Annotated in this window: 24 protein-coding genes and 1 tRNA gene; 14 read left to right on the forward strand and 11 right to left on the reverse strand. The window is 62.8% G+C overall.

What is annotated here, in order from left to right; genetic code table 11:
* Positions 1–12 precede the first annotated feature (12 nt).
* Together P9273_RS04585 and P9273_RS04590 are read left to right on the forward strand one after the other, a co-directional pair.
* Positions 13–1,506, forward strand: a complete 1,494-nt coding sequence (locus P9273_RS04585; protein ID WP_278047846.1) for an efflux transporter outer membrane subunit — start codon at positions 13–15, stop codon at positions 1,504–1,506.
* A gap of 107 nt (positions 1,507–1,613) precedes the next feature.
* The gene (locus P9273_RS04590) at positions 1,614–2,300 is read left to right on the forward strand and encodes an aspartyl/asparaginyl beta-hydroxylase domain-containing protein (protein ID WP_278047847.1); all 687 of its coding nucleotides are present in this window, start codon (positions 1,614–1,616) and stop codon (positions 2,298–2,300) included.
* A gap of 15 nt (positions 2,301–2,315) precedes the next feature.
* Here P9273_RS04590 and P9273_RS04595 read toward each other — a convergent pair whose 3' ends face one another.
* Entirely contained in the window at positions 2,316–2,618 is a 303-nt protein-coding gene (locus P9273_RS04595; RefSeq protein WP_041004215.1) for a DUF982 domain-containing protein, read from the reverse strand.
* Between the two features lie 215 nt (positions 2,619–2,833).
* Between P9273_RS04595 and P9273_RS04600 the strand changes: the two genes are divergently transcribed.
* Positions 2,834–3,877, forward strand: a complete 1,044-nt coding sequence (locus tag P9273_RS04600; protein WP_278047848.1) for an ABC transporter ATP-binding protein — start codon at positions 2,834–2,836, stop codon at positions 3,875–3,877.
* Positions 3,878–3,977: 100 nt separating this feature from the next.
* Here P9273_RS04600 and P9273_RS04605 read toward each other — a convergent pair whose 3' ends face one another.
* The 4 genes from P9273_RS04605 to P9273_RS04620 all read right to left on the reverse strand — a co-directional run bounded on the left by P9273_RS04605 (position 3,978) and on the right by P9273_RS04620 (position 7,602).
* Positions 3,978–5,579, reverse strand: coding sequence for an ABC transporter permease (locus tag P9273_RS04605; RefSeq protein WP_278048379.1), 1,602 nt, complete (start codon positions 5,577–5,579; stop codon positions 3,978–3,980).
* A 161-nt stretch (positions 5,580–5,740) separates the two neighbouring features.
* The gene (locus tag P9273_RS04610; RefSeq protein WP_278047849.1) at positions 5,741–6,712 is read right to left on the reverse strand and encodes an ABC transporter substrate-binding protein; all 972 of its coding nucleotides are present in this window, start codon (positions 6,710–6,712) and stop codon (positions 5,741–5,743) included.
* A 145-nt stretch (positions 6,713–6,857) separates the two neighbouring features.
* Positions 6,858–7,094 carry a hypothetical protein gene (locus tag P9273_RS04615; RefSeq protein WP_278047850.1) on the reverse strand — a complete coding sequence of 79 codons (237 nt, stop codon included), beginning with the start codon at positions 7,092–7,094 and terminating at the stop codon, positions 6,858–6,860.
* A 112-nt stretch (positions 7,095–7,206) separates the two neighbouring features.
* Positions 7,207–7,602, reverse strand: a complete 396-nt coding sequence (locus tag P9273_RS04620) for a hypothetical protein (RefSeq protein WP_278047851.1) — start codon at positions 7,600–7,602, stop codon at positions 7,207–7,209.
* A 170-nt stretch (positions 7,603–7,772) separates the two neighbouring features.
* Between P9273_RS04620 and map the strand changes: the two genes are divergently transcribed.
* The 8 genes from map (at position 7,773) to P9273_RS04660 (ending at position 14,660) form a co-directional block, all read left to right on the forward strand.
* Complete coding sequence (map, locus tag P9273_RS04625) at positions 7,773–8,600, forward strand: type I methionyl aminopeptidase (RefSeq protein ID WP_041004380.1); 828 nt, start codon at positions 7,773–7,775, stop codon at positions 8,598–8,600.
* Positions 8,601–8,634: 34 nt separating this feature from the next.
* On the forward strand, positions 8,635–9,396 hold the full coding sequence (gene radC / locus P9273_RS04630) for a RadC family protein (protein WP_278047852.1): 762 nt from the start codon (positions 8,635–8,637) through the stop codon (positions 9,394–9,396).
* 147 nt (positions 9,397–9,543) lie between these two features.
* On the forward strand, positions 9,544–10,428 hold the full coding sequence (locus P9273_RS04635; protein ID WP_278047853.1) for a cytochrome c oxidase subunit II: 885 nt from the start codon (positions 9,544–9,546) through the stop codon (positions 10,426–10,428).
* Between the two features lie 20 nt (positions 10,429–10,448).
* Positions 10,449–12,218 (forward strand): cytochrome c oxidase subunit I, encoded by a 1,770-nt coding sequence (gene ctaD, locus P9273_RS04640; protein WP_041004203.1) that lies wholly within the window; start codon positions 10,449–10,451, stop codon positions 12,216–12,218.
* On the forward strand, positions 12,215–12,919 hold the full coding sequence (locus P9273_RS04645) for a cytochrome c oxidase subunit 3 (RefSeq protein ID WP_278047854.1): 705 nt from the start codon (positions 12,215–12,217) through the stop codon (positions 12,917–12,919). Before ctaD ends, P9273_RS04645 begins: the two co-directional genes overlap by 4 nt.
* A 10-nt stretch (positions 12,920–12,929) precedes the next feature.
* Entirely contained in the window at positions 12,930–13,643 is a 714-nt protein-coding gene (locus tag P9273_RS04650) for a heme-copper oxidase subunit III family protein (protein WP_041004199.1), read from the forward strand.
* Positions 13,644–13,670: 27 nt separating this feature from the next.
* A complete protein-coding gene (locus tag P9273_RS04655) occupies positions 13,671–14,060 on the forward strand; it encodes a cytochrome C oxidase subunit IV family protein (protein WP_041004196.1) in 390 nt (129 codons plus the stop codon).
* Between the two features lie 126 nt (positions 14,061–14,186).
* On the forward strand, positions 14,187–14,660 hold the full coding sequence (locus P9273_RS04660; protein ID WP_041004194.1) for an aminoacyl-tRNA deacylase: 474 nt from the start codon (positions 14,187–14,189) through the stop codon (positions 14,658–14,660).
* A gap of 40 nt (positions 14,661–14,700) precedes the next feature.
* On the opposite strand, the gene P9273_RS04665 is transcribed toward P9273_RS04660, so the two are convergent.
* The 4 genes from P9273_RS04665 to tig all read right to left on the reverse strand — a co-directional run bounded on the left by P9273_RS04665 (position 14,701) and on the right by tig (position 18,811).
* Positions 14,701–15,519, reverse strand: coding sequence for a DUF2189 domain-containing protein (locus tag P9273_RS04665; protein ID WP_278048380.1), 819 nt, complete (start codon positions 15,517–15,519; stop codon positions 14,701–14,703).
* Positions 15,520–15,996: 477 nt separating this feature from the next.
* The gene (locus P9273_RS04670; RefSeq protein WP_278047855.1) at positions 15,997–16,377 is read right to left on the reverse strand and encodes a cytochrome c family protein; all 381 of its coding nucleotides are present in this window, start codon (positions 16,375–16,377) and stop codon (positions 15,997–15,999) included.
* Positions 16,378–16,607: 230 nt separating this feature from the next.
* Positions 16,608–17,117, reverse strand: a complete 510-nt coding sequence (locus tag P9273_RS04675; protein ID WP_278048381.1) for a hypothetical protein — start codon at positions 17,115–17,117, stop codon at positions 16,608–16,610.
* Positions 17,118–17,311: 194 nt separating this feature from the next.
* Positions 17,312–18,811 (reverse strand): trigger factor, encoded by a 1,500-nt coding sequence (tig, locus tag P9273_RS04680; RefSeq protein WP_278047856.1) that lies wholly within the window; start codon positions 18,809–18,811, stop codon positions 17,312–17,314.
* 341 nt (positions 18,812–19,152) lie between these two features.
* Between tig and P9273_RS04685 the strand changes: the two genes are divergently transcribed.
* Positions 19,153–19,237, forward strand: a tRNA-Leu gene (locus P9273_RS04685).
* Positions 19,238–19,563: 326 nt separating this feature from the next.
* A complete protein-coding gene (locus P9273_RS04690) occupies positions 19,564–20,490 on the forward strand; it encodes a hypothetical protein (RefSeq protein WP_278047857.1) in 927 nt (308 codons plus the stop codon).
* 53 nt (positions 20,491–20,543) lie between these two features.
* Here the strand turns inward: P9273_RS04690 and P9273_RS04695 are convergent, their stop codons facing one another.
* Together P9273_RS04695 and P9273_RS04700 are read right to left on the reverse strand one after the other, a co-directional pair.
* Entirely contained in the window at positions 20,544–21,125 is a 582-nt protein-coding gene (locus P9273_RS04695) for a GDYXXLXY domain-containing protein (protein WP_278047858.1), read from the reverse strand.
* The gene (locus P9273_RS04700) at positions 21,122–22,240 is read right to left on the reverse strand and encodes a DUF2157 domain-containing protein (RefSeq protein WP_278047859.1); all 1,119 of its coding nucleotides are present in this window, start codon (positions 22,238–22,240) and stop codon (positions 21,122–21,124) included. Before P9273_RS04700 ends, P9273_RS04695 begins: the two co-directional genes overlap by 4 nt.
* A gap of 234 nt (positions 22,241–22,474) precedes the next feature.
* On the opposite strand from P9273_RS04700, the gene P9273_RS04705 reads away from it, so the two are divergent.
* The gene (locus tag P9273_RS04705) at positions 22,475–22,615 is read left to right on the forward strand and encodes a DUF1127 domain-containing protein (RefSeq protein WP_071031999.1); all 141 of its coding nucleotides are present in this window, start codon (positions 22,475–22,477) and stop codon (positions 22,613–22,615) included.
* Positions 22,616–22,637: the final 22 nt, after the last annotated feature.

Raw genomic sequence — 22,637 nt, forward strand, 5'->3', positions numbered from 1 at the left:
GGGTTCCCTCAAATGTTTGATTTTGAACGCGGTCTCGCGACCGCGAAAGGGCTCTTTTTGCCCGCGTTTGCCGCTGTCCTGCTCTCGGGATGCGTCGTCGGTCCGGATTACCGGAAGCCTCTGCTGGCGATGCCGGCGAGTTGGAGCGGGCACAAGGCGGCGAAACCGGCGAGACCGGCGCAATTGTCCAAATGGTGGCAGCGCCTGCGCGATCCCGAGCTCAACGCGCTCGTCGAGGAAGCGGTTGCCGGCAATCTCGATGTGGCAAGCGCCAAGGCCAAGATCCGCGAGGCGCGGGCGAGCTATCGCCAATCGGTGGGCGCGTTGCTCCCCTCCGCCGACGGATCTGCCTCGGCCACCCGCAACAAAGTTTCGGCCACCACCGCCGGCACCACATCCAGCGAGACCTATAGCCAGTATCAGGCGGGTTTCGATTCCAGCTGGGAACTCGACCTCTTCGGCGCCAACCGCAGGGGTGTCGAGGCGGCCAGCTATGGGCTGGACGCTTCCAAGGAGGAACTGCGTTCGACCCTTCTCACGCTGGTTGGCGATGTGGCCTCGAACTATGTCCAGGCGCGCGGTTACCAGGCGCGCATAGCGCTTGCCCGGCGCTCCGCCGCGTCGCAGCGGCAGACCGTCCAACTCACCCGCTCGATGGCTCTGGCCGGCTCGGCGACCGCGGCGGATGTCGCCAAGGCGGAAGGACAGGCCAGCGGTACGGAAGCCGGCCTCCCGAGCCTGGAAGCAAGCTATGCCGAAGCCGTGCATCGCCTTTCCGTGCTGACCGGGCGGCCGCCGGCGGCGCTCAACGAACGCTTGAGGCGCGTGAAGCCGATCCCGGCGCCACACCTGCCGATCCCGACCGGTATCCCGGCCGACATTCTGCTCACCCGCCCGGACGTGCGCATGGCCGAGCGGCAATATGCGCAGTCCACCGCCAAGATCGGTCAGGCCGAGGCGGCGCGCTATCCGAGCGTCAGCCTGACGGGCGACATCAGCACCACCGCCCTCAAGCTCGGCGATCTCGGCAAGAACTCCACCATCGGCTGGTCCTTTGGTCCGACGCTCAGCGTGCCATTGTTCAATGGCGGCCGGTTGCAGGCGGCCGTCGACGTCGCCAAGGCTCAGCGCGACCAGTATTTCGTCGCCTACAAGGCCGCCGTGCTCACGGCGCTGGAAGACGTGGAGAACGCCACCGTTTCGCTGTCGCAGGAGCGCATCAGAAACGGCAAGCTCGCCTCCTCGGCCAAGTCCTATGGCGATGCCGCGCGGCTAGAAAGAACGCTCTACAAGGCTGGCGAGACCAGCCTTCTCGACGTGCTCGATGCCGAACGGTCAGCCTACTCCGCCGACGATTCCGTCCTGCAAAGCCGCGTCTCGATCGCCACCGACTACATTGCCCTCAACAAGGCGCTTGGCGGCGGCTGGGACGGCGCGATCGACACCGCCAGGCCCGAAATCATCGATGTCGGCACCGGGCCGCGACTGGCATCGAGTGCCCAATGAGACAATGTGCACGATGTTTATCCGCCTGTTGACGGCCCGTACAAATCTCCGTGAGCCATGGCCGCAAACAATATCCCACTATATAACAGCCTCGTTGAGGTAATGAGATGTCAGGCGCCTACGATCTCGGAACCAATCTGGTTCGCCGTATCTATGAAAAGCGCATAGATGCACCGGCCATTCTTGATGCCGGCACGCATTTTCCCAATGCCGCGAAGTTCAGCGCCGCTTGGCAAGATATCCGCGACGAGGCGCTGGCGGCGAAGCTGAACAGCGCGCCACGCTTCCACGACATCATGCCGGAGCAGGCCGCTATATCGGCCAATGACGGTCTCGACTGGCGCATGTTCGTGCTCAAGGCCTATGACATGACGGTGCCGGAGAATCTCGCGCGCATGCCGGTGCTGAGCCGGCTGCTCACGGAGTGCCCCGAGGTCAAATCGGCGGCCGTCTCGTTCCTCGCCCCGCGCAAGCACATCCCGCCGCACCGCGGACCCTTTCGCGGCATCATGCGGTTCCATCTCGGCCTGGTCATCCCGAAGCAGGCGGACGGCCGTCCGGCGACGATCATGATGATCAACCACGAGGAAAGGCGCATCGCCGACGGCGAGTGCATGCTCTGGGACGACACGTTCGAGCACGAAGTCATGAACAACTCGGATCAGCCCCGCGTCGCTCTCCTGCTCGACGTGTGGCGTCCGCAAATGCCGCTGGACATGGAAATCCTGTCGCGTGTGATCGTGCGCGGCGTCCAGGTGGGAATGCGCTATCGCGGCGTGTCGTTCGGCGGCTGAGGCTGCGGTCGCGCTTTAAGCTCGCGCGTCGCGATATGCGCCTGCCCTGCTGCCGAGCTTGCCGGGGAACATCGCATCCTTCGCCAGCAATCCGCTGACACGGCAGAAGGCGGCGAAGGCGCGGCAGGCTTCCTCTGCGCTGACCACGTCGACCGTAGCGCCGAAACAGGCGTTGAACGCGGCTTCGTAGACCTTGCCTTGGCGCTTCGGCCAGTCCTGCAGGAAATCGAGCGCCTGCTCGACGCTGTAGATTTCCTCGACCGGCAGGCCGGGCGCGGGCGTGATGCGCACCGGCACCTCGAATTGCAGTCTGTCCATTCCCTGTCTCCCGAACTGGCGTGGCCGGAGCAACGCCGCTCGTTCTGAAAAGTTTCTTTTGCGGCCTTCTGACGCGCAAATGTGACATCAGTGCGATGAAGAATCGGTTCGCCGGTGCGGCAGATCGGCCTCAGTCCCCGTCGATAACCGGCTGCATTGCCAATGCCGGATTTCCACCTTATTGCCGGCCATCATAGCTGCCGTGGGCGAAAAACATGAGCGAAATCCGGGTCGAGTCTCTCACCAAGCGGTATGGCGGCACAACGGCGCTGGACGGTGTCTCGCTGGCCTTTCCGAAGGGTTCCTTCACCGCGCTGCTCGGCCCCTCCGGCTGCGGCAAGACGACAATGCTGCGCCTGATCGCCGGGTTCGAGGCGCCGAGCGAAGGCCGCGTGTTCCTTGGCGACGCGCTAGTCGCCGATCCGCAGCGGCAGGTGCCGCCGGAAGCGCGCAATGTCGGCGTCGTTTTCCAGTCCTACGCGCTGTGGCCGCATATGGATGTCGCCGAAAACGTCGCTTACCCGTTGAAAGCCAGGCATGTGCCTTCCGCCGGCATCCCGGCCCGCATCGCGGCAGTGCTCGATATCGTCGGGCTCGGCGGCTTCGCCAAGCGTCGCATCGACGAATTGTCGGGTGGCCAGAGGCAGCGCGTGGCGCTCGCCCGCTGTCTCGTCGCCGAAACCGGCATCATCCTGTTCGATGAGCCGCTCGCCAATCTCGACATGCATCTGCGCGCCGCGATGGTCGACGCCTTCCGCGACATCCATCGCCGCACCGGCGCGACGATCGTCTATGTCACGCATGACCAAGCGGAGGCGCTGGCGCTTGCCGACCGTGTCGCCGTGATGAGCAAAGGCAGGCTGGTGCAGGCGGCGTCCCCACAGGAGATCTATCGCTCTCCCGCCGATGCCGCGGTTGCCGGTTTCGTCGGCCGCGGCAGCCTGATTTCGGGCAACACCGTCGGCCATTCGGATCAGGCCTCGATCATCGATATCGCCGGCCACCGGCTCGCGGCGCGAAGCCACGACAAGCCGACCGGCGCGGTCAAGGTCCTGCTGCGCCCGGAAGCCCTGCGCATCGCGGCCGAGGGCCTGCCGGCAACAGTGCTGGACAGCGTCTATCGCGGACCGGTGCATGAGGTGCGGCTGGCGCTCGCCGAGCCCGGACAGCATCTGCTGGTCGACAGCACCGAGGCGCTGGCGGCGGGGCAGCTTGTGCATGTCGCGGTGTCCGATGCCTGGGTGGTGCCGAGCAGTTGATTAAGAGCAATTCCAGGAAGTGTGAGCGGTTTTCGGTCCGGAATTGCGTACAAATAAAAAGATCGGGCGGTTCGCCGTTTCCGTGAAACGGTGAAACGCCCTATCGCCAGGGCAATATCCCAGCCGGCAGACGGCGTCCGAGCCGATCGAGCGCCAAGAGCAGCACGACCACGACGACGATCGTGGACACCGCGATGGCCGCCGCCTGTGTGCCGAGCCCTGCCTCTTCCAGGCTGAACAGTACGACACCGAGCGTCTCCTTGCCGCTCGACCACAGCAGCGCCGAGACCGTCAATTCGTTGAAGGCGCTCATGAACACCAAGAGCCCGCCCGCGACGGCCGCGGGCGCAGCAAGCGGCGCCGTGATCGTCCAGAGCCGCCGGAACGGACCCGCGCCGGACACCGCCGCCGCTTCATCGAGATCGCGGGGAATTTGCCCGACCGCCGTCGTCACCGGTTTCATCGCCAGCGTCAGGAAGCGCATCGCATAGGCGACCAGGATGATCGACGCGGTCGCATAGAGGCTGCCGATCAGCGGCAGCGGACGCAGGAAAAGCAGGATGCAGGCGATCGCCAGCACCACGCCGGGGATCGTGTAAGGCAGGTCGACGATGCCGCCGAGCACGCGCCGCAAGCGCTTGTCGAAACGCTCGAGCCGTGCGGCCATCGGGATGACCCCAAGGGCAAGCATCAGAGCCGCGCCGCCGGCAAAGAGCAGCGAATTGCGGAAGGCTCGCACCGTGGATGCCTGCCGGACCAGAACTTCCGTATAGTTGGCGATCGTTGCCGTCCGCGGACCAAGCGGCACGCCGAAGGACGGCACCAGCGACGTCGCCAGCAGCGCGCAGGCCGGAAGAATGAGGATCAGGCCGATGACCAGCCAACCAGCGCAAGCAAGTGGCAGTCGGAAGCGGCCGAGCTCGAACCGCGCGGGCGTGCCGGCGACAACGCGATGCCCGGCGCCCCGCAAGGCCAGCGACTGGAAGACCATGCCGACAAGCGCCAGGGCGCCGACCAGCACCGATAAAGCCGCAATCTGCGGCAAGACGCTCGGCCCAAAACTCGACAGGTCCTGATAGATCAAGGTCGGCAGCGTGAGATAATTGGCCGGCATGCCGAGCAGAGCCGGTATGCCGAAATTGCCGACACCCGAGACGAAGGCAAGGGCGGCGGCGGCCACCGCATAGGGCCGCACGACCGGCAGCACGACGGTCCGCAGCACGCCGAGCGGCCGTGCGCCGCAAGACCGCGCCGCCTCGACCAGATCGCGCGGCACGCGTGATAGCCCTGCCCGCATGGTGATGAAGACGATCGGCGCGTGCTGGACGCCATAGAGGAGGATGATGCCGCCACGGCCAAGCATCGGATTGCCGCTGCCAGGCGCAGGCGCCAGCCCAAGCATGCCGAGCAGCGTGCTCGACGGGCCGAAGAGATGCAGCCAGGCGAGCGCCGTCACCTGCGGCGCGATCATCAGCGGCAGAAGCAGCAGGAAGCCGAGGATCTTTCGCCCTGGCAGATCGGTCATCGTCACCGCGATCGCGAACGGAATGCCGAGGCAAAGCGCCAGCAGCGCGCCGAGGAAGGCCGTATCCAGCGTGTGCCAGGTCGCCTTGAGCGCGGCGGGGCTGGCAAGCCGCCCTGCGAAGGCGGCTAAATCGACCTCTCCGCCGGGCGCGATCGCCGCAAGGACGAGACGCGCCATAGGCAGCAGGCTGAGCACCGCGATGACGGAGAGCACGGCCAGCGCCGACAGGCGCTGGCCGGATACCGGGGAAGACAGCGCGAAGCCGCCTGCCCGCGGCAACGCGGGGTTCGACCCGGCGACGCGATGTTCCGCGGAGGCCAAACTTGCCTTCCGCGCGCTTACTGGCTCATCACCGCGCTGAATTTTTCCTTGTTCTGCGCATCGTTGGTGAGCGCGGCGGCCGCATCATAGTCCAGCACCTTGATCGAGGCTCGGTCAGGATAGCCGGCCGGCAGCGCGACGTCGGCGCGAGCCGGGATGTAGCCCATCTTGGCCGCCACTTCCTGCCCGTCCTTCGACAAGAGGAAGTCGACAAACGCTTTGGCGGCGTCCTTGTTCTTGGCGGTGGAGAGGATCGCGACGGGCTCGGTGACGGCGGACACACCTTCCTTCGGGAACACGAACTCGACGGGCGCGCCCTTGGCCTTCTCACGGATCGGCATATAGTCGACGATCATGCCGAACAGCTTGTCGCCGCCGCTGACGGCCTTGAGCACGTCGCCGTTGCCGCCGCTGGCCTGGGCGCCGTTCTTGGCGAGCGCGCCGTAATAGTCCCAGCCCTCCGGCAAATTGCCCGTCAGCGTCACCGTGTGGATCATCGCCGCGCCCGAGGTCAGGGGGCTCGGCATCGCTATCAGGCCCTTGGCCTCGGGCTTCTTCAGGTCTTCCCAGCTCGTCGGCACGAAAGGCGCCTTGGTGTTGTAGACAATGCCGGTGGTAATCAGCTTGGTCGAGAAATAGGTCTTGTCCTTGTCGTAGAGCGCGGCGTCGAGGCCGTCGACCTTGGCCTCCGGATAGGCAAGCAGCCGCCCTTCCTTCTTCAGGCCTTCCATCGTCACGACATCGGCGATCAGAAGCACGTCGGCCTGAGGCTGGCCGGCCTCGATCTCGGCATGAAGCTTCGCCAGGATCTTCGGCGTGCCGTCGCGCACCCAGTCGACCTTGATGCCCGGGTTCTTGGCCATGAAGGCGTCGACAGTCTGCTGGGCGTCGGTATTCGGCTGGCTGGTATAGAGCACCAGCGTGCTGTCGGCGGCGGCGCCCGCCACGGTAGATGCCAGCAATAGGGCGGCGAGGACGATCTGGCGCATGGAAATACCTGTTGTTGATCAAGCTGAGGAAAGTCCGGCGAGCGCCGGGGTTGGAAAACCTGACTAAGGCCGCAGGATAACCATTATGTGACAGGACGACGCAACCCGCGCCGCCCTGCCCTGCTCTTGTTCGATATCGTCGGCGCTACTCGTTGGCCGGGTCAGTCTCGGCGTCATAGGCCATGCGGACAACCACCATCAGCAGATAGGCGGACGGCAGCGCGAAGATAGCCCCGAGCACGATCGCCGCCGTTCCTTCCATGCGAAGGGTAGCGGCGACGGCCCAGTAGACGGTGCCGATGCAGATTACCGCCTGAACCGCCAGAAACGCGGCCGCGGCAGCCGCGCGGGTGAGTGTCTTGAACGTCTTGATGCGTTGCATTGAAGAAAATCCAAACTGAAGCGCATGCGACCGGCGGACGGCCAGCGGCCGTCGCCGGGTCGCGACGCGAAGAGATATTTTGATTTGGATGCCGCGCCTTGCGGCTAAGGCCTTATGTGGCGGGCGGCGCGCGTGGCTGGTTGGTGCGCGAAGGCGTCGCGATTCCCGCCGCGGGCGTGACGCCGATCTCGGCCGGCAACGCTCGGCCGATAACCAGGAAATCGGCCGGGGGCTCGAGCGCGCCGGGATTGCCGCCGACGAGCTTTATCGGCAGCGGCCGGTTGGCCCTGACCTCAAGGGCCTGCGCCTTGCCGGTCGTCCTGAGCAGCGCGATCGTGTCGCCCTGGCGGGCGGCGCTGATGCTGGAGGGGCCCTGGAGCGAGACGGCTGATGCGGAGATTTCTGCCTGGGCGAAGCTGAGCAGCGCGAGCATCAGCAGCGCCATCAGGCCCGCAAAAGCGGTCCTGACCGGCAGCAGCTTCGATCTTTTGGGTTCAGGCGCCGTCAAGACTATCTCCGGATACCACAACCCGACCTAACCGATGGAATGGGCGAAGGAAAGCCGTAATGGAGGCCGCAATCGCACTTCGTCCTTGAACCTTGCGGCTTCCGGTGCCAAATCTGGAGCAGATTTTCGCATTCGGCTCCGTTGGAGCCCTCGCCGGCAAACGGACAAGAATGGTTACCTATCTCGACGCCTCCACCGCGCCCCTTCGAAACACGGGCCAGATCCGCCTTTATGGCGAGGAAGGCTTTGCCGGCATGCGCAGGGCCTGCGATCTCACCGCGCGCTGCCTCGACGAGCTCGTGCCGATGGTGAAGCCCGGCGTGACGACGGAAGCGATCGACCGCTTCGTCTTCGAGTTCGGCATGGACCACGGCGCTCTGCCGGCGACGCTTAACTATCGCGGCTACACCAAGTCGTCCTGCACCTCGATCAACCATGTCGTCTGCCACGGCATTCCCGACAACAAGCCGCTGAAGGAAGGCGACATCGTCAACATCGACGTCACCTATATCCTCGACGGCTGGCACGGCGATTCCTCGCGCATGTATCCGGTGGGCACGATCAAGCGGGCCGCCGAGCGCCTGCTCGAAGTGACTTACGAGTGCCTTATGCGGGGCATCGCCGCAATCAAGCCCGGCGCCCGCACCGGCGCTATCGGCGCCGCGATCCAGACCTATGCCGAGGCCGAGCGCTGCTCGGTGGTGCGCGATTTCTGCGGCCACGGTGTCGGCCAGCTTTTCCACGACGCGCCGAACATCCTGCATTACGGCACCGTCAATGAAGGCGTCGAGATGCGTCCCGGCATGATCTTCACCGTCGAGCCGATGATCAATCTCGGCCGGCCGCATGTGAAGGTTCTGTCGGACGGCTGGACGGCGGTCACGCGCGACCGCTCGCTGTCGGCGCAGTACGAGCACACGATCGGCGTCACCGACAGCGGCTGCGAGATATTCACGCTGTCGCCGAAAAAGCTCGACCGCCCCGGCCTGCCAGCCTAGAACTTCGACCAAGCCTGAGGGGGAGCGGGCGAACATGGGCAAAGTCGAGGACGAGCGGGCATTCTTTTCCGAAGGCTGGGTCGAGCCGCCCAAGACGGCGCCGAAAAAAGCCGCAGCAGCGGAAAAGCCACATTATCACGGCCATCGCGACCGCCTGCGCGAACGTTTCGTCGCCGGCGGACCGGACGCCCTGCCCGACTATGAATTGCTCGAGCTGCTGCTGTTCCGGCTGATCCCGCGCCTCGACACCAAGCCCATCGCCAAGGCACTGATCGCCCGCTTCGGCTCGCTGGCCGAGGTGCTGGGCGCACCGGCATCCTTGCTCGAGGAAGTCAAAGGCATCGGGCCGACGGTCGCGACCGATCTCAAGGTCATCGCAGCGACAGCCCAGCGCATGGCGCGCGGCGAGGTGCGCGGCCGCGAGGTCCTGTCCAACTGGACGCAACTGCTCGACTATTGCCGCTCGGCCATGGCCTTCGAGAACCGCGAGCAGTTTCGCATCCTGTTCCTCGACAAGAAGAACGGCCTGATCGCCGACGAGGTGCAGCAGACAGGCACCGTCGACCACACGCCTGTCTATCCGCGCGAGGTGGTGAAGCGCGCGCTGGAACTTTCCGCCAGCGCCGTCATCCTGGTGCACAACCACCCTTCGGGAGATCCCACACCTTCCCGCGCGGACATCGAGATGACCAAGCAGATCATCGATACGGCCAAGCCCCTTGGCATTGCCGTGCACGACCACATCATCATCGGCCGCAAGGGCAATGCTTCGATGAAGGGACTGCTGCTGATTTGAGGCGTTTGCCCGACATTTCGGAATTGCCGGGACATCGTCGCCTCATCAGATAGTCGGCTCTGGAATTTCAGCAGGAAATCAAGCATGATGGGCTTGGTATTTCCCCGAGGATGCTTCGCGCTTCCATGAAATACCGGAGGACGGGACATGGCCATCGCGCTTGTACTCGTTTTGATCGTCGTGGGCTCGGTGTTGTTCCACTTCCTGAGCCCATGGTGGTGGACGCCGATTGCGTCGAACTGGGACTATATCGACAACACCATCATCATCAGCTTCTGGATCACCGGCGTCGTTTTCGCCGCCGTTGTACTTTTCATGGCCTATTGCGTGTTCCGCTTCCGCCACCGCGAAGGCAACCGCGCCGCCTACGAACCCGAGAACAAGCGGCTCGAATCATGGCTGACGGTGGGCACCGCGCTCGGCGTCACCGCCTTGCTGGTCCCTGGCCTGTTCGTCTGGAACCACTTCGTCAACGTCCCACGCGAGGCGGCCGATATCGAGGTTGTCGCCCAGCAATGGCAATGGAGTTTTCGCCTGCCCGGCAAGGACGGCAAGCTCGGCACATCCGACACTCGCGACGTATCGGCTGAAAACCCGCTTGGCATTGCACCCGGCGACCCGAACGGCCAGGACGATATCGTGGTCGAGGCTGCAGACCTGCACTTGCCGGTAGGCAAGCCGGTCAAGGTCCTGTTGCGCTCCATCGACGTGCTGCACGATTTCTACATCCCGGAATTTCGCGCCAAGATGGACATGATCCCGGGTTCGGTCACCTATTTCTGGTTCACCCCGACCAGGACCGGAAGCTTCCAGGTTCTGTGCGCCGAGCTGTGCGGCCAGGGACATCCGCTCATGCATGGCGTGGTCATGGTCGACACCGAGCAAGACTATCTGGCCTGGCTCGGCCAGCAACAGACCTTTGCGCAATTGTCCGCGCCCAAGCAAACGGGCTCGGCGAACCAACCGTTAGAAAAGACGATGGCGTCCGGTTTGGACGTCGCGGCAAAACTCGAAACGCTCGAGGCCCGCTGAACAGGGCACGGAGTGCTCCCATGGTCGACGTCACACCCGCAGATGCCGTTCCGCCCGCCGAAGTCGGGGAGATGGAACTCTATCATCCGCACAGCTGGTGGACGAAATACGTTTTCTCGCAGGACGCCAAGGTCATAGCGGTCCAGTACTCGGCGACGGCAACCGCGATCGGGCTTGTGGCCCTGGTGCTGTCGTGGCTGATGCGCCTGCAGCTCGGCTTTCCCGGTACGTTCGACTTCATCACTCCGGAGGCTTACTACCAGTTCATCACCATGCACGGCATGATTATGGTGATCTACCTGCTCACCGCGCTCTTCCTCGGCGGCTTCGGCAACTATCTCATTCCGCTGATGGTCGGCGCCCGCGACATGGTCTTTCCCTATGTCAATATGCTGAGCTACTGGGTCTATCTGCTCGCCGTGCTGGTCCTGGTCTTGAGCTTCTTTGCGCCGGGCGGGCCGACGGGCGCGGGCTGGACGCTCTACCCGCCGCAGGCGATAATGACCGGCACGCCGGGGGGCCAGGATTGGGGCATCATCCTGATGCTCTCCTCACTCATTCTGTTCATCATCGGCTTCACCATGGGTGGCCTGAATTATGTGGTGACGGTGCTGCAGGGCCGCACGCGCGGCATGACCTTGATGCGCCTGCCGCTCACCGTCTGGGGCATCTTCACCGCCACCGTCATGGCGCTGCTCGCCTTCCCGGCGCTGTTCGTTGCTTGCGTGATGATGCTGCTCGACCGTGCCCTCGGCACCTCTTTCTTCATGCCTGCAATCGTCGAGATGGGCCAGCAGCTGCAGCACAATGGCGGCAGCCCGATCCTGTTCCAGCATCTGTTCTGGTTCTTCGGCCACCCGGAAGTCTACATCGTGGCGCTGCCTGCCTTCGGCATCGTGTCCGACCTGATCAGCACGCATGCGCGCAAGAACATCTTCGGCTACCGCATGATGGTCTGGGCCATCATCGCCATCGGCGCGCTGAGCTTCGTGGTCTGGGCGCACCACATGTATGTCAGCGGCATGCACCCCTATTTCGGCTTCTTCTTTGCCACCACCACGCTGATCATCGCCATACCGACTGCGATCAAGGTCTATAACTGGGTTCTGACCCTGTGGCGCGGCGACATCCACCTCACCATACCGATGCTGTTCGCGCTCGCCTTCATCGTCACCTTCGTCAATGGCGGCCTGACGGGCCTCTTCCTCGGCAACGTCGTCGTCGACGTGCCGCTATCGGACACGATGTTCGTCGTCGCACATTTCCACATGGTCATGGGCGTCGCGCCGATCCTGGTGATCTTCGGCGCGATCTATCACTGGTATCCGAAGGTCACCGGGCGGATGCTGGACGAGACGCTCGGCCGCTTCCATTTCTGGGTGACCTTCCTCGGCGCCTATCTGATTTTCTTCCCGATGCACTATCTCGGCTTGATGGGCATTCCGCGCCGTTACGCCGAACTGACCGACATGACCATCATGACGGAATCGGCCCACCATCTGAACTCCTTCATCTCCATCATGGCCTTCATCGTCGGCTTCGCCCAGATGGTGTTCCTGTTCAACCTTATCTGGAGCATCCGCCATGGCCGCGAGGCCGGCGGCAATCCGTGGCGGGCAACGACGCTCGAATGGCAGACGCCTGAGACGCCGCCGGCACACGGCAATTTCGGCAAGGAGCTGCCGATCGTCTATCGGTGGGCTTACGACTACAGCGTGCCGGGTGCCAAGGAAGACTTCATCCCGCAGAATGTGCCGGGCACCTTCGGCCCCTCCAGGGAGCCGGCATGAGCGTCATCCTGGTTTTCCTGTTGGTGATTGCCGGCTTTGCCGCTTGGTGGCTTTCGCACCAGCGGCTGACAGCGAAGCCGTGGCTGGAGCAAGGCATGGCCGGGGAGTTTGTAGGCTTCGACCGATCGGCCCTGCCCACCGCCAAGATCGGTCTCGGGGTCTTCCTCGCCGTCGTCGGCTGCCTGTTCTCGCTGTTCACCAGCGCCTACTTCATGCGCATGGGCCTGTCGGACTGGCGGCCGCTGCCGCTGCCGCGCCTGCTCTGGCTCAACACCGGCGTGCTGGTCCTGAGCAGCGTCGCGCTGCAATGCGCCGTCGTCGCCGCGCGGCGGGGCCAGGTGGATATGGCCAGGCTTGGACTTGCGACGGCGGGACTGACCGCCCTCGCCTTCCTCGCCGGCCAGTTGATGGCTTGGCGGCAACTGACCGAAGACGGCTACCTGCTGGCCTCCAACCCGGCCAACAGCTTCTTCTATCTGATCACGGCGATGCACGGCCTGCACATACTGGGCGGGCTGGTCGGCCTTGGCAGGACGAGCGCTGGCGCCTGGAACGGAACGCGGCCGGAGCGGCTGCGCCTCAGCGTCGAGCTCTGCGCCATGTACTGGCATTTCCTGCTTTTCGTCTGGCTGGCCATCTTTGCCCTGCTCGCCGGCTGGGCCGCGACGTTCATCGACATTTGCCGGCAATTGCTAACCTAGGAGGCAGGCGATGGCTGAGACGACGCATACCGGCCAGTTGAATCGCCCCGACGGCTGGCGCGGGATCGCCGCCGACTGGGCCTCGGATCAGCGCGCGTTCAAGAACGTGTCCTGGGGCAAGGCCATGATGTGGATTTTCCTGCTCAGCGACACATTCATCTTCGGTTGTTTCCTGCTTTCCTACATGACGGCGCGGATGTCCACGCGCGTGCCCTGGCCGAATCCAAGCGAGGTCTTTGCCCTTCGCATCGGCGGCTCGGAGATCCCGCTGATCTTGATCGCCATCATGACTTTCGTTCTGATCTCGAGCAGCGGAACCATGGCCATGGCCGTCAATTTCGGCTACCGCCGCGATCGCCGCAAGACCGCGATCCTGATGCTTTTGACCGCCGCGCTCGGCGCGACCTTCGTCGGCATGCAGGCCTTCGAATGGACCAAGCTGATCACCGAAGGGGTCCGGCCGTGGGGCAATCCCTGGGGAGCCGCGCAATTCGGCTCCTGCTTTTTCATGATCACCGGCTTCCACGGCACTCACGTGACCATCGGCGTGATCTTCCTGATCATCGTGGCGCGAAAAGTCTGGCGCGGCGATTTCGACATCGGACGACCCGGGTTTTTCACCAGTCGCCGCGGCCGCTACGAGAATGTCGAGATCATGGGACTCTACTGGCACTTCGTCGACTTGGTCTGGGTGTTCATTTTCGCCTTCTTCTATCTTTGGTGAGAAGGTGGCCTTTGTTGAGAGGCAGACATGGCTGAAGCAACCGCAAACGGTCTCGGACAACACGCACTGCATCCCCATGACGGAGCGATCGTCGCCAAGGCGGAGACGCATCAGGAGCACCCCATCAAGCTTTATCTGGTGGTCTGGGCGTGGCTGTTCGTTCTCAGCGCCTGCTCCTATCTGGTCGACTATTTCGGTCTCCACGGCTACCTCAGGTGGTCGCTGATCCTGATCTTCATGATGCTCAAGGCAGGACTGATCGTCGCCGTCTTCATGCACATGGCCTGGGAACGGCTGGCGATGATGTATGCAATCATCCTGCCGCCGATATTGGTGCTGGTTTTCGTGGCGATGATGGTCTTCGAGGCCGACTATACGCTGCTGACCCGTATCGCGTTTTTCGGGCCTGGCCCCTGACACCCTATACGGGCCAGCCGCAGTATGAGCAGCCGGGACGGCCGGCTCCGATGCCTTGAATAACAGGCCGCCGGCCCATTTTTGGTTTGGCGTACTCGCCGTGAACTCAAGCAAAGGACGCGGACAATGACGATAGCAAACAAACTGAGAGAGTTTATCGACGGCAAGGGCATCCCCTACGATACCGTTGGGCATCATCGAACTGCCACCAGCAGGCAGGCCGCCATTGCCGCGCACGTGCCCGGCAGCATCATGGCGAAATCCGTGGTCGTTCATCACGAACTCGGTTATGCACTGGCCGTGGTGCCAAGCACCCACAGGATCGAACTCGGCAAGCTGCAGGACGTCATGGACAAGCGCCTCGGCCTCGCTTCCGAAGACGAAGTTGTATCGCTTTTCGACGATTGCGACATCGGCGCCATACCGCCGATCGGTGCGGCTTATGATGTGCCGGTCATTCTGGACGAAAGCCTGCGCGATGCCGCCGATATCTATTTCGAGGGCGGCGATCACAAGACGCTTGTGCATGTCAGCGGCAAAGATTTCCGCAACCTGACGATGGACGCCCGCCAGGCGCGCTTCAGCCATCCGGCCTTCTGACGCACCGAGACTTTCGCCGGTGCGTCACGACAGGGCCTGCTTACGTCGACGTTGTGGGGGCGGCTGCCGGCTCTACGACCTTGCGGTAAACATGCCAGGTGGAGTGGCCGAGGATCGGTAGCACGACGGCCAGCCCTGCAAAAATGGGCAAAGAGCCGATAATGAGCCCAACGGCGACGACAAGTCCCCAGACGGCCATCACAATGGGATTGGCCAGGACCACGCGTACCGAAGTGTGGATGGCCTCATAGGCGCCGACATCGCGATCGAGCAGCAGCGGGAACGCGACCACGGTGGTGCACAACACGACCACGGCGAATAGGAACCCTATGGCGTGACCCAGCACGATCAAAGTCCAGCCGCGTCCGGTGGCGAATATTTGTGCTATGAAGCTGGACAGCGACGCCGGCGGCTCGGGACCGAACAGGTACTCATAGAAGAGCTTGGCGGTCAAAAGCCACGCGATGAAGATCGCAAACAGCATGATCCCGACCGCGGCGATGGCCGGCAGCGCCGGGGAGTTCCTGACCTCGAAAGCATGGCTCCAGGATGCATCGAGCCCGGCTTCCCGTCTGCGGCTGATCTCGTACAGGCCGATCGCCGCGAACGGACCGATCAGTGCAAAGCCGGACACCAGCGGAAACAGCAGCGGCAGCGCGTTTGCTCCCGATGTCCAGGTGGCAAGCACCACGCCGACCAGCGGATAGATCATGCATAAGAACACGATGTGCGAGGGTTTGACCATGAAGTCGTCGACACCGCGCCTGAGCGCATCGAAAAGATCGGAAATGCCGATCTTTCTCACTCTGGTATGCTCCAGCGTTTCGCTGGCGCCTGCAATCACGTGAAAGCTTGCCATGACCATTCCTCCAGACCAGGTCCGGCAAGGTCGCGGATTCGCGGTGCTTCCGCTTTGCATGGCTGGCCACGCAAACCGCGACCTGCACCGGCATCCAACATACTCCCTCGTGCCCGATTTGTCGTCTTTTCAATGGAAAAGGGTGCGGCGGCCGGCCAGGGCTGGATGCTGGTTCCAGAGGTTTTTTTGCGGTATTCTTGTACAGCGCTGCGCGCCCTCTGGAGCGCGCAAAGGACGCTGGATCACTTTGATTGGCGCTTGATCCTTTCCCGATTTTCGGGGTCATGCGCCCGGTCGAAGGCGAACATCATGGACACGCGGACGCTACTCATACTCGGCCTTGGCATAGTCATTCTGCTGGTGTTGGGATTCTTTGCGCTGCCGGCGTGACGGCGCGGACGCGACATTTCGGCAGCGCAACTGCCGGCGGCTTCGGTCGGCGAGCCGGCGACCGCCGACCGGGCTGGAGCGGGCTGCTTACTTGGAGAACTGTTTCAGGTAAGCGATAACATTGGCTATGTCCTGATCGTTCTTGAGGCCGGGAAACACCATCTTGGTCCCTTTGACCATCGCCTTGGGGTCGTGAAGATATTTTGTCAGCGTAGGCTCGTCCCATTTGATGCCGGATTTTCCGGCCTCGATCATGGCCGTGGAATAGGTGAAACCGGGATGCGTGCCCGCGGTGCGCCCGATGACGCCGTGCAGAGACGGGCCGACCTTATTCTGATCCTGGTCGGCAACGTGGCAAACCTTGCACTTGGTGAACACCTTCTCGCCTGCGGCGGCGTCCTGCGCCTGCGATGGGCTTGCAAAGAGGGTCGTAGCGGACAAGACGATGAAAAGCGCGGTTGCGCGCATGGCACTTCCTCCCGATCGTCGTTTACGTCGGACGATCCGCGCCACGCCAGCCCGCTGGCGTACCCTGCATGGCAGGCGTCCGCGTCTCTCCAGTGGAATTGCGGCACCTACATACCACAGAATTGACCCAATGGGTACAAAAAGCCAGTTTTTGCGAAGGTTTAGGCTGTGCGCTGAGGAGTAGCTGCCCAAAGGGCAAAAGCGTGCAAGCCTGTTCTGAACGGCAGCGATCAGGGCGGATCGGTTTTGCAGCTGGCCGCGATCTGCCCGATTGCCTCGGAGAGACCGGCGAGATCGAAATCGGCCTCGCCGCGGCCTGACAGCAGGCCGAAGCGCCATGACAGCGTCAGCCGGTTCGCCGAAACCAGACGCCTGATGCCGTCGTCTCCATCCCTGAACAGCCTTCTGCCGCGCGGGCCGACCGACCAGCTTTCATCGATTTTGCCGCCGCCATCGACAATGACGGAGATGGTGATTTTTCGGCTAGCGGAGACGGGGTCGTTGAGCTGGAGCCATTCGCTCCACCGCGGTTCGCCGTCAGGCCGGCAAGCCAAGGTGAGCACCGGGCTGTAGCCCAGGGCTCCGCCCCCGGTGATCAGCTTGTTGCTGGCGTGCAGCGATGCCGTGATCTGACCATTATCGCCGGCGCCGACGCTCCAATTGCCGAGATTCGGCTCGGCCAGCGCGGTGCCGGTTGCTGCGGCAAACAAGAGCGCCGCGGCGGCGACCACGTCTCTCATCATGAACCCCAGCCTCACCAATGCCTCCAAACACCCGCGAATGCGATGAAACGCAGATAATGTTCAACGGCTGGTATCGCCAGCAGCGGACCATCAAGACAGATTGCTTGTGTTGCCGCGCCGCCACAATGAAGCAGATCCTAATGAAAAGGCCGCCCGAAGGCGGCCTCTCTAAATCGCGATATCGAAACCCGTTACTCGGCTTCCTTGGCAGCCTTCTTCTTCGGCGCGGCCTTCTTCTTCGGCTCCTCGGCCTCGCCGGCGGCTTCGTCCGCCTTTGCCTCACTTGCCTTGGGTTCGGCCTTCTTCGAGGAGGCCTTCTTGGCCGGCTTCGCCTTGGTCGCGGTTTCGGCCTCTTCGTCGTCAGCCATCAGCTCGTCCTTGCCGACCTTGACGTCAGTGACCGAAATCTGGCCGAGCAGATAGTCGACGACCTTCTCCTCGAACATCGGCGCCCGCAGCGCGTTGATGGCTTCCGGGTTGCTGCGGTAGAACTCGAAGGCTTCCTGCTGCTGGTTGGCCGGGAAACGGCGCACCTGCTCGAACAGGCCGCGCTGCAGTTCCTCGTCCGACACTGTGACGCCGGCCTTCTCGCCGATCTCGGCCAGGACCAGGCCAAGCCGCACGCGGCGCTCGGCAAGGCGCATATATTCGGCGCGCGCCTCTTCTTCCGTCGTCTCTTCGTCGGCGAAAGTGCGGCCGGCAGCTTCGAGGTCGCGGTTGACCTGAGCCCAGATGTTGTTGAACTCGGCCTCGACGAGCTTCGACGGCGCCTCGAAGGAATAGGATGCGTCGAGCTGGTCAAGGAGCTGGCGCTTCACCTTCTGGCGGGTCATCGAGCCAAACTGGTTCTCGAGCTGGCCGCGCACGATCTCGCGCAGGCGCTCGAGCGATTCCAGACCGAGATTCTTGGCTGTCTCGTCATTGATTTCGAGCGCGCCGGGTGCCGACACTTCCTTGACGGTCACGTCGAACGTGGCTTCCTTGCCGGCCAGATGCGCCGCCTGGTAGTTTTCGGGGAACGTGACGGTGATCTGCTTCTCGTCGCCGGCCTTCGTGCCGATCAGTTGATCCTCGAAGCCCGGGATGAACTCCTTGGAGCCGAGCACCAGCGGCTGGTCGGTGCCGGCGCCGCCGGCGAAGGCCTCGCCGCCGATCTTGCCGACATAGTCGATGCTCACGCGGTCGCCTTCGGCGGCCTTGCCGGTCTTCGGCTCGTAGCTGCGCGCCGATTCGGCAACGCGCTTGACCTGATCGTCGACTTCCGATTCCGGCACGTCATAGACCTGACGCGTCACCTTGATGTCGGAGAAATCCTTGATCTCGATCGCTGGGATCACCTCGTAATTGAGGCTGAATTCGAAGTCGGCCCCGCCGGCCAGGATCTTCTCGGCTTCCTTCTCGTCCTCGGTCATGATCACTTCGGGCTGCATGGCGGCCTTTTCGCCGCGTCCCGAAATAATCGAACGCGTCGAGTCGTTGAGGATCTCGTTGACGACCTCGGCCATGAAAGACTTGCCGTACATCTTGCGCAGATGCTGCACCGGCACCTTGCCGGGGCGGAAGCCGTTGATGCGCACCTTGCCGCGGGCATCGGTCAGCCGCGCCATCAGCTTGGCTTCCATATCACCGGCCGGCACGGTGATCTTGATCTCGCGCTTGAGACCGGAGTTGAGCGTTTCGGTGACCTGCATCCTAGAACCTTTGTTTTCACCAATGAGACAGCCAAACGGTTTTAGCCGTTTACAGCCTGCCGGTATGATCTTGCCGGAAATGGCTTTTGGTACGGAACCCGGCGATTTGACCGCCGATGCGGTTCAAATTCCCCTGAATAAAGCTTGCAAAATGCGAATAAGCTCTTGTTTTTCCTGGAACTTTTCACATTTTGCCGAAGCGGAAATTCACGTTCCGTCACATTCGACACGCCTTTTGTCACAGGCTAGGCTAATTTTCAACTATCTTCGCTTCCAGCCCATAAGCATGGATTGAGACCCGACATTGACAGAATGATGGCTACATGGGATTGCCGGGGAAAGCGGATGTGGCGGAATTGGTAGACGCCCTGGATTTAGGTTCCAGTGCCGAAAGGCGTGGGGGTTCGAGTCCCTTCATCCGCACCACCTTTCGCTCTGACGAGCTTCGGGTGGCAGGCCACCCTGGAGATCAGTCACAGGCAAGGACCTTTCCGAAGCCTTGGCTAAAAGGACCGGAGCCATTTGGCGGCGCGAGCAAGGCCTTCATGCTCGGCTAGCTACGACCTTTTGCGCATCAAATGCACTTGAAAGAGCCCGTTAAGAGGTTCTTAGTTGCGACAGGCAGGTTGGGGCTCTGTCAGGTTGTGCGCATAGTTTCTCTGTTTCTGGGGGTCGGATCCGTCGTCGCGGCAGCGACGTCTCAGGTCAAGGCTTTGGAGTACACTCCGGCTTCTCCTCCGGGTCAGCGGCCAATGCTCGTTGTCTCCGGTGAGTTCGACGCCAATCAATCCTTAAATAAATTTAACCGCGCGGTTGTGAGCAGCGGAGCCAGGGTGATTGTATTTAACTCCCCTGGCGGCAACGTCGGGAGTGCCATTCGGTTGGGGCGTATGATCCGCGCAGCGGGATTGGATACGCTTCAGGTTCACCAACTGCAGTGCGCTTCAGCCTGCTCACTGGCTTTCCTGGGTGGCATCCACCGTTTCGCCGAACCACGTTCCATCGGCATTCACCGGGCATTTCTCAAACCGGCTGACGGGATGTCCACCCAGGAAGCCGAGGCCCGTGTCCAGTTCGGAACGGCCGCAATCATATCCTATGTCATCGAGATGGGAGTGGACCCCAAGCTGATCGAATTGGCTTCGACGTATGGCAAGCGCGACCTAAGATATCTATCGGCCGGCGAAATGGCTGAATTGCGTGTGACCAATGTTGCGGCGAACCAACCACCCACAGATACGTCGCAAGTGCCAACCGTGCCAAATCCGGTCCCGGAATCTGCTCCTGCACCCGAGGCCAGGCAGGAGCCGGAGAGCATTGCGGTCGCCTTCGTCAGGGATCTCATTGAGCATCACGGCGACAACGACGATTTCGCGATTGCCCAAGCCCAGGCGTCCTATGCTCCCAAAGTCGATTATTATGGCAAGCCGACGAGCTTGAGGTCGATCATTCAGAACAAGAGGAACTATTACAAGCAGTGGCCCGACCGCGTGTCTAACGTCCGCGATGAAAGCATTGCGGTGACCTGCGCCAACGATCGCTGCATGGTCTCCGGCGTCTACGACTGGGTTGTGCGCAGCCCTTCGAAGCAGGAAAAAGGCTCTGCCAACTTCAGCTATACGATATCGATCGGTCCCTATCCCAAAATCATCGCGGAGACCGGCACCATTCAACGTTAACCGGGACCATCATCAATACGGACTGCCGCTGACAACCACAGCCCTTGAACGCTCTAATAAAGCGGCTCCTCGAACAGCGTCTTGTCGCCGTCCATCAGCGCCTTGATCTGCGCCGTGCCGTCGGGCGCGAGCGCGAGCTTGATGCCGAATGGCCGCACGCGCATGTCGTCCTGGATCGCCACGCCTTCGCCTTCCGGCAGATAGAAGCGGTCGATCCCGTAGTCGGGCGCGACCGTCGCTTCCGGATCACGAAGGCCCCAGCCCTCCGCGACATGGCCGGCAATGTCCGCTTCGCCCTCGCCTGCCGGTGACGGCGCCTTGCCGAACCACGCCGCGGTCGGCTGCCAATAGCCCTCGGCGCCCTTCTTCAGCCGCACCACGATCGATCTGTCATCGCTGGTGAACTTGCCTTGCGGGATGTTGGCGATGAGCTTCACAGGGATGCGCGAAATGTTGTTGTTGAGCGAGGTATAGTCGCCGCGCAGAAGATCGCGCGGATCGACCGGTTCGACCTTCAGGAGCACTTCCCTGCCGTTGCGCAGGATCGCGGCGCGGCCGGCGATGATCCAGCTGAGGAAGCCGATCTGGACAAGCGCCAGCACCAGCGCCGAGATGATGAGTTTCTTGCCGGTCATGCCGCTGCTCCTGTCTCGGCAGGCGCTTTCATGCGCTTCTCGACGCGGATGATGATCAGCGCCAGGATGCCGAGCAGCACGGCCGCCGCCAGGAAGAAGCCGGCGGTATCCAGCATCGACCGCAAGGTTACGCCATAGATGATGGCGAGTTCGAAGGCGAAGCCGGCATAGGCCAGCCAGCGCAGCCCCCTGCTCTCGCGGCCCGCCAGCATGATCGCGGCGACGATGCCGGCGAGAGCCACGACGGAGGCGACGGCGAAACCGCTGTTGTAGGTGCTTTCATCCGCCAGATCGAACTGGATGATTGCCATGCCGGTGAGGAAGCCGAGCAAGGCGTGCAAGGGCAGCCGGCCACCCAGCCGAAGGATCCTGTCGATCGGGTCGCCGGCAAAGACCGAAGCGGCAAAGAGCAACGCCGATATGACGGCCAGCGAAATCGCCACCGGCAGCGTATCGTGATCCGTTGCCAACAGAACCAGATAGAGAATGATCGACACAATGATGAGGTGGCGCGCGGCCCGGCTGCGCGTCCAGAACGAGACGGCGAACAGGACGACCGCCATGACGACGAAGAGATGCGGAATTTCCGCGCGCCAGTAGAAGCCGAACCCCTTGAGCACCAGCCAGGCATCCGCGATGCCGACCGCAGCCACCGTCAGCGGGTTGGAACGCAGCGCCACCGCCGCCAGTGCCGTGCCCGCGCACCATGTCACCAGCGCCGAGGTCTCGTCGCCCGAGAGGTGATACATCTGGCCGATCAGCGCGATCGATCCGCCGAAAGCGGCGGCCGCGATAATCCACAGCGCCTCGCCCATCGCGGCATGATCGCGTGTCTTCAGCACCGCGCCGCCGACATAGCCGGCGAGGATGACCGTAAACAGCGCCGCCACGCGAGCGAGACGCGGGATGGTCTCCCAATTCGCGGCGACGAAGATCAGGATCGCGGCGCCGAACAGAAGCGCCGCCATCATCGCCAGGATGGAGCCGAAACTCAGCGACGCGCGCTCGTTGGCGGCGACGTCGCGCGTCAACGCCTCCGCCGTGACGGGATCGATCAGCCCGGCCTCCCGCCAGCGCGCGATATCCGCCCTCACCCGTGTCGCATAGCCCGCCATGCTTTCCCCCCGGCCCCGGTCATGTCCTTAGCCGAAACAGCCAAGCCGTTGACGCTGCGCCATTTTCCGATTCGGCCTTCTTTGTGACGCAGGCGTGAATGGCCGTTAATGTTGCATTGCACAATTTGCATTGCTGCCATGCGCCAACGGCACTTTTAAACCGATACGATCCCACCTATTTTCCGTTCGTACACAAACGGAATGACCCGAACTAAAGACGAAACGAGAACTACCATGAACCTGATCCGCAACTATCGCAACTGGCGCCGCTACCGGGAAACCGTTTCCGAGCTGAGCCGCCTGTCGAACCGTGAACTGACCGACCTCGGCATCAGCCGCAGCGACATCCACTACGTCGCCCGCAAGGCGGTCTAATCCGCTTCGGACCGCAAATGGT

This window comes from Mesorhizobium sp. WSM4935 (assembly GCF_029625735.1).
In the GTDB taxonomy this organism is placed as follows: domain Bacteria; phylum Pseudomonadota; class Alphaproteobacteria; order Rhizobiales; family Rhizobiaceae; genus Mesorhizobium.

Coding starts and splice junctions, on each gene's coding strand:
- P9273_RS04585 (WP_278047846.1), top strand. CDS start 13: ATGTTTGATTTTGAACGCGGTCTCGCGACCGCGAAAGGGCTCTTTTTG.
- P9273_RS04590 (WP_278047847.1), top strand. CDS start 1,614: ATGTCAGGCGCCTACGATCTCGGAACCAATCTGGTTCGCCGTATCTAT.
- P9273_RS04595 (WP_041004215.1), bottom strand. CDS start 2,618: ATGGACAGACTGCAATTCGAGGTGCCGGTGCGCATCACGCCCGCGCCC.
- P9273_RS04600 (WP_278047848.1), top strand. CDS start 2,834: ATGAGCGAAATCCGGGTCGAGTCTCTCACCAAGCGGTATGGCGGCACA.
- P9273_RS04605 (WP_278048379.1), bottom strand. CDS start 5,579: ATGGCGCGTCTCGTCCTTGCGGCGATCGCGCCCGGCGGAGAGGTCGAT.
- P9273_RS04610 (WP_278047849.1), bottom strand. CDS start 6,712: ATGCGCCAGATCGTCCTCGCCGCCCTATTGCTGGCATCTACCGTGGCG.
- P9273_RS04615 (WP_278047850.1), bottom strand. CDS start 7,094: ATGCAACGCATCAAGACGTTCAAGACACTCACCCGCGCGGCTGCCGCG.
- map (WP_041004380.1), top strand. CDS start 7,773: ATGGTTACCTATCTCGACGCCTCCACCGCGCCCCTTCGAAACACGGGC.
- radC (WP_278047852.1), top strand. CDS start 8,635: ATGGGCAAAGTCGAGGACGAGCGGGCATTCTTTTCCGAAGGCTGGGTC.
- P9273_RS04635 (WP_278047853.1), top strand. CDS start 9,544: ATGGCCATCGCGCTTGTACTCGTTTTGATCGTCGTGGGCTCGGTGTTG.
- ctaD (WP_041004203.1), top strand. CDS start 10,449: ATGGTCGACGTCACACCCGCAGATGCCGTTCCGCCCGCCGAAGTCGGG.
- P9273_RS04645 (WP_278047854.1), top strand. CDS start 12,215: ATGAGCGTCATCCTGGTTTTCCTGTTGGTGATTGCCGGCTTTGCCGCT.
- P9273_RS04650 (WP_041004199.1), top strand. CDS start 12,930: ATGGCTGAGACGACGCATACCGGCCAGTTGAATCGCCCCGACGGCTGG.
- P9273_RS04655 (WP_041004196.1), top strand. CDS start 13,671: ATGGCTGAAGCAACCGCAAACGGTCTCGGACAACACGCACTGCATCCC.
- P9273_RS04660 (WP_041004194.1), top strand. CDS start 14,187: ATGACGATAGCAAACAAACTGAGAGAGTTTATCGACGGCAAGGGCATC.
- P9273_RS04665 (WP_278048380.1), bottom strand. CDS start 15,519: ATGGCAAGCTTTCACGTGATTGCAGGCGCCAGCGAAACGCTGGAGCAT.
- P9273_RS04670 (WP_278047855.1), bottom strand. CDS start 16,377: ATGCGCGCAACCGCGCTTTTCATCGTCTTGTCCGCTACGACCCTCTTT.
- P9273_RS04675 (WP_278048381.1), bottom strand. CDS start 17,117: ATGAGAGACGTGGTCGCCGCCGCGGCGCTCTTGTTTGCCGCAGCAACC.
- tig (WP_278047856.1), bottom strand. CDS start 18,811: ATGCAGGTCACCGAAACGCTCAACTCCGGTCTCAAGCGCGAGATCAAG.
- P9273_RS04690 (WP_278047857.1), top strand. CDS start 19,564: ATGCTCGTTGTCTCCGGTGAGTTCGACGCCAATCAATCCTTAAATAAA.
- P9273_RS04695 (WP_278047858.1), bottom strand. CDS start 21,125: ATGACCGGCAAGAAACTCATCATCTCGGCGCTGGTGCTGGCGCTTGTC.
- P9273_RS04700 (WP_278047859.1), bottom strand. CDS start 22,240: ATGGCGGGCTATGCGACACGGGTGAGGGCGGATATCGCGCGCTGGCGG.
- P9273_RS04705 (WP_071031999.1), top strand. CDS start 22,475: ATGAACCTGATCCGCAACTATCGCAACTGGCGCCGCTACCGGGAAACC.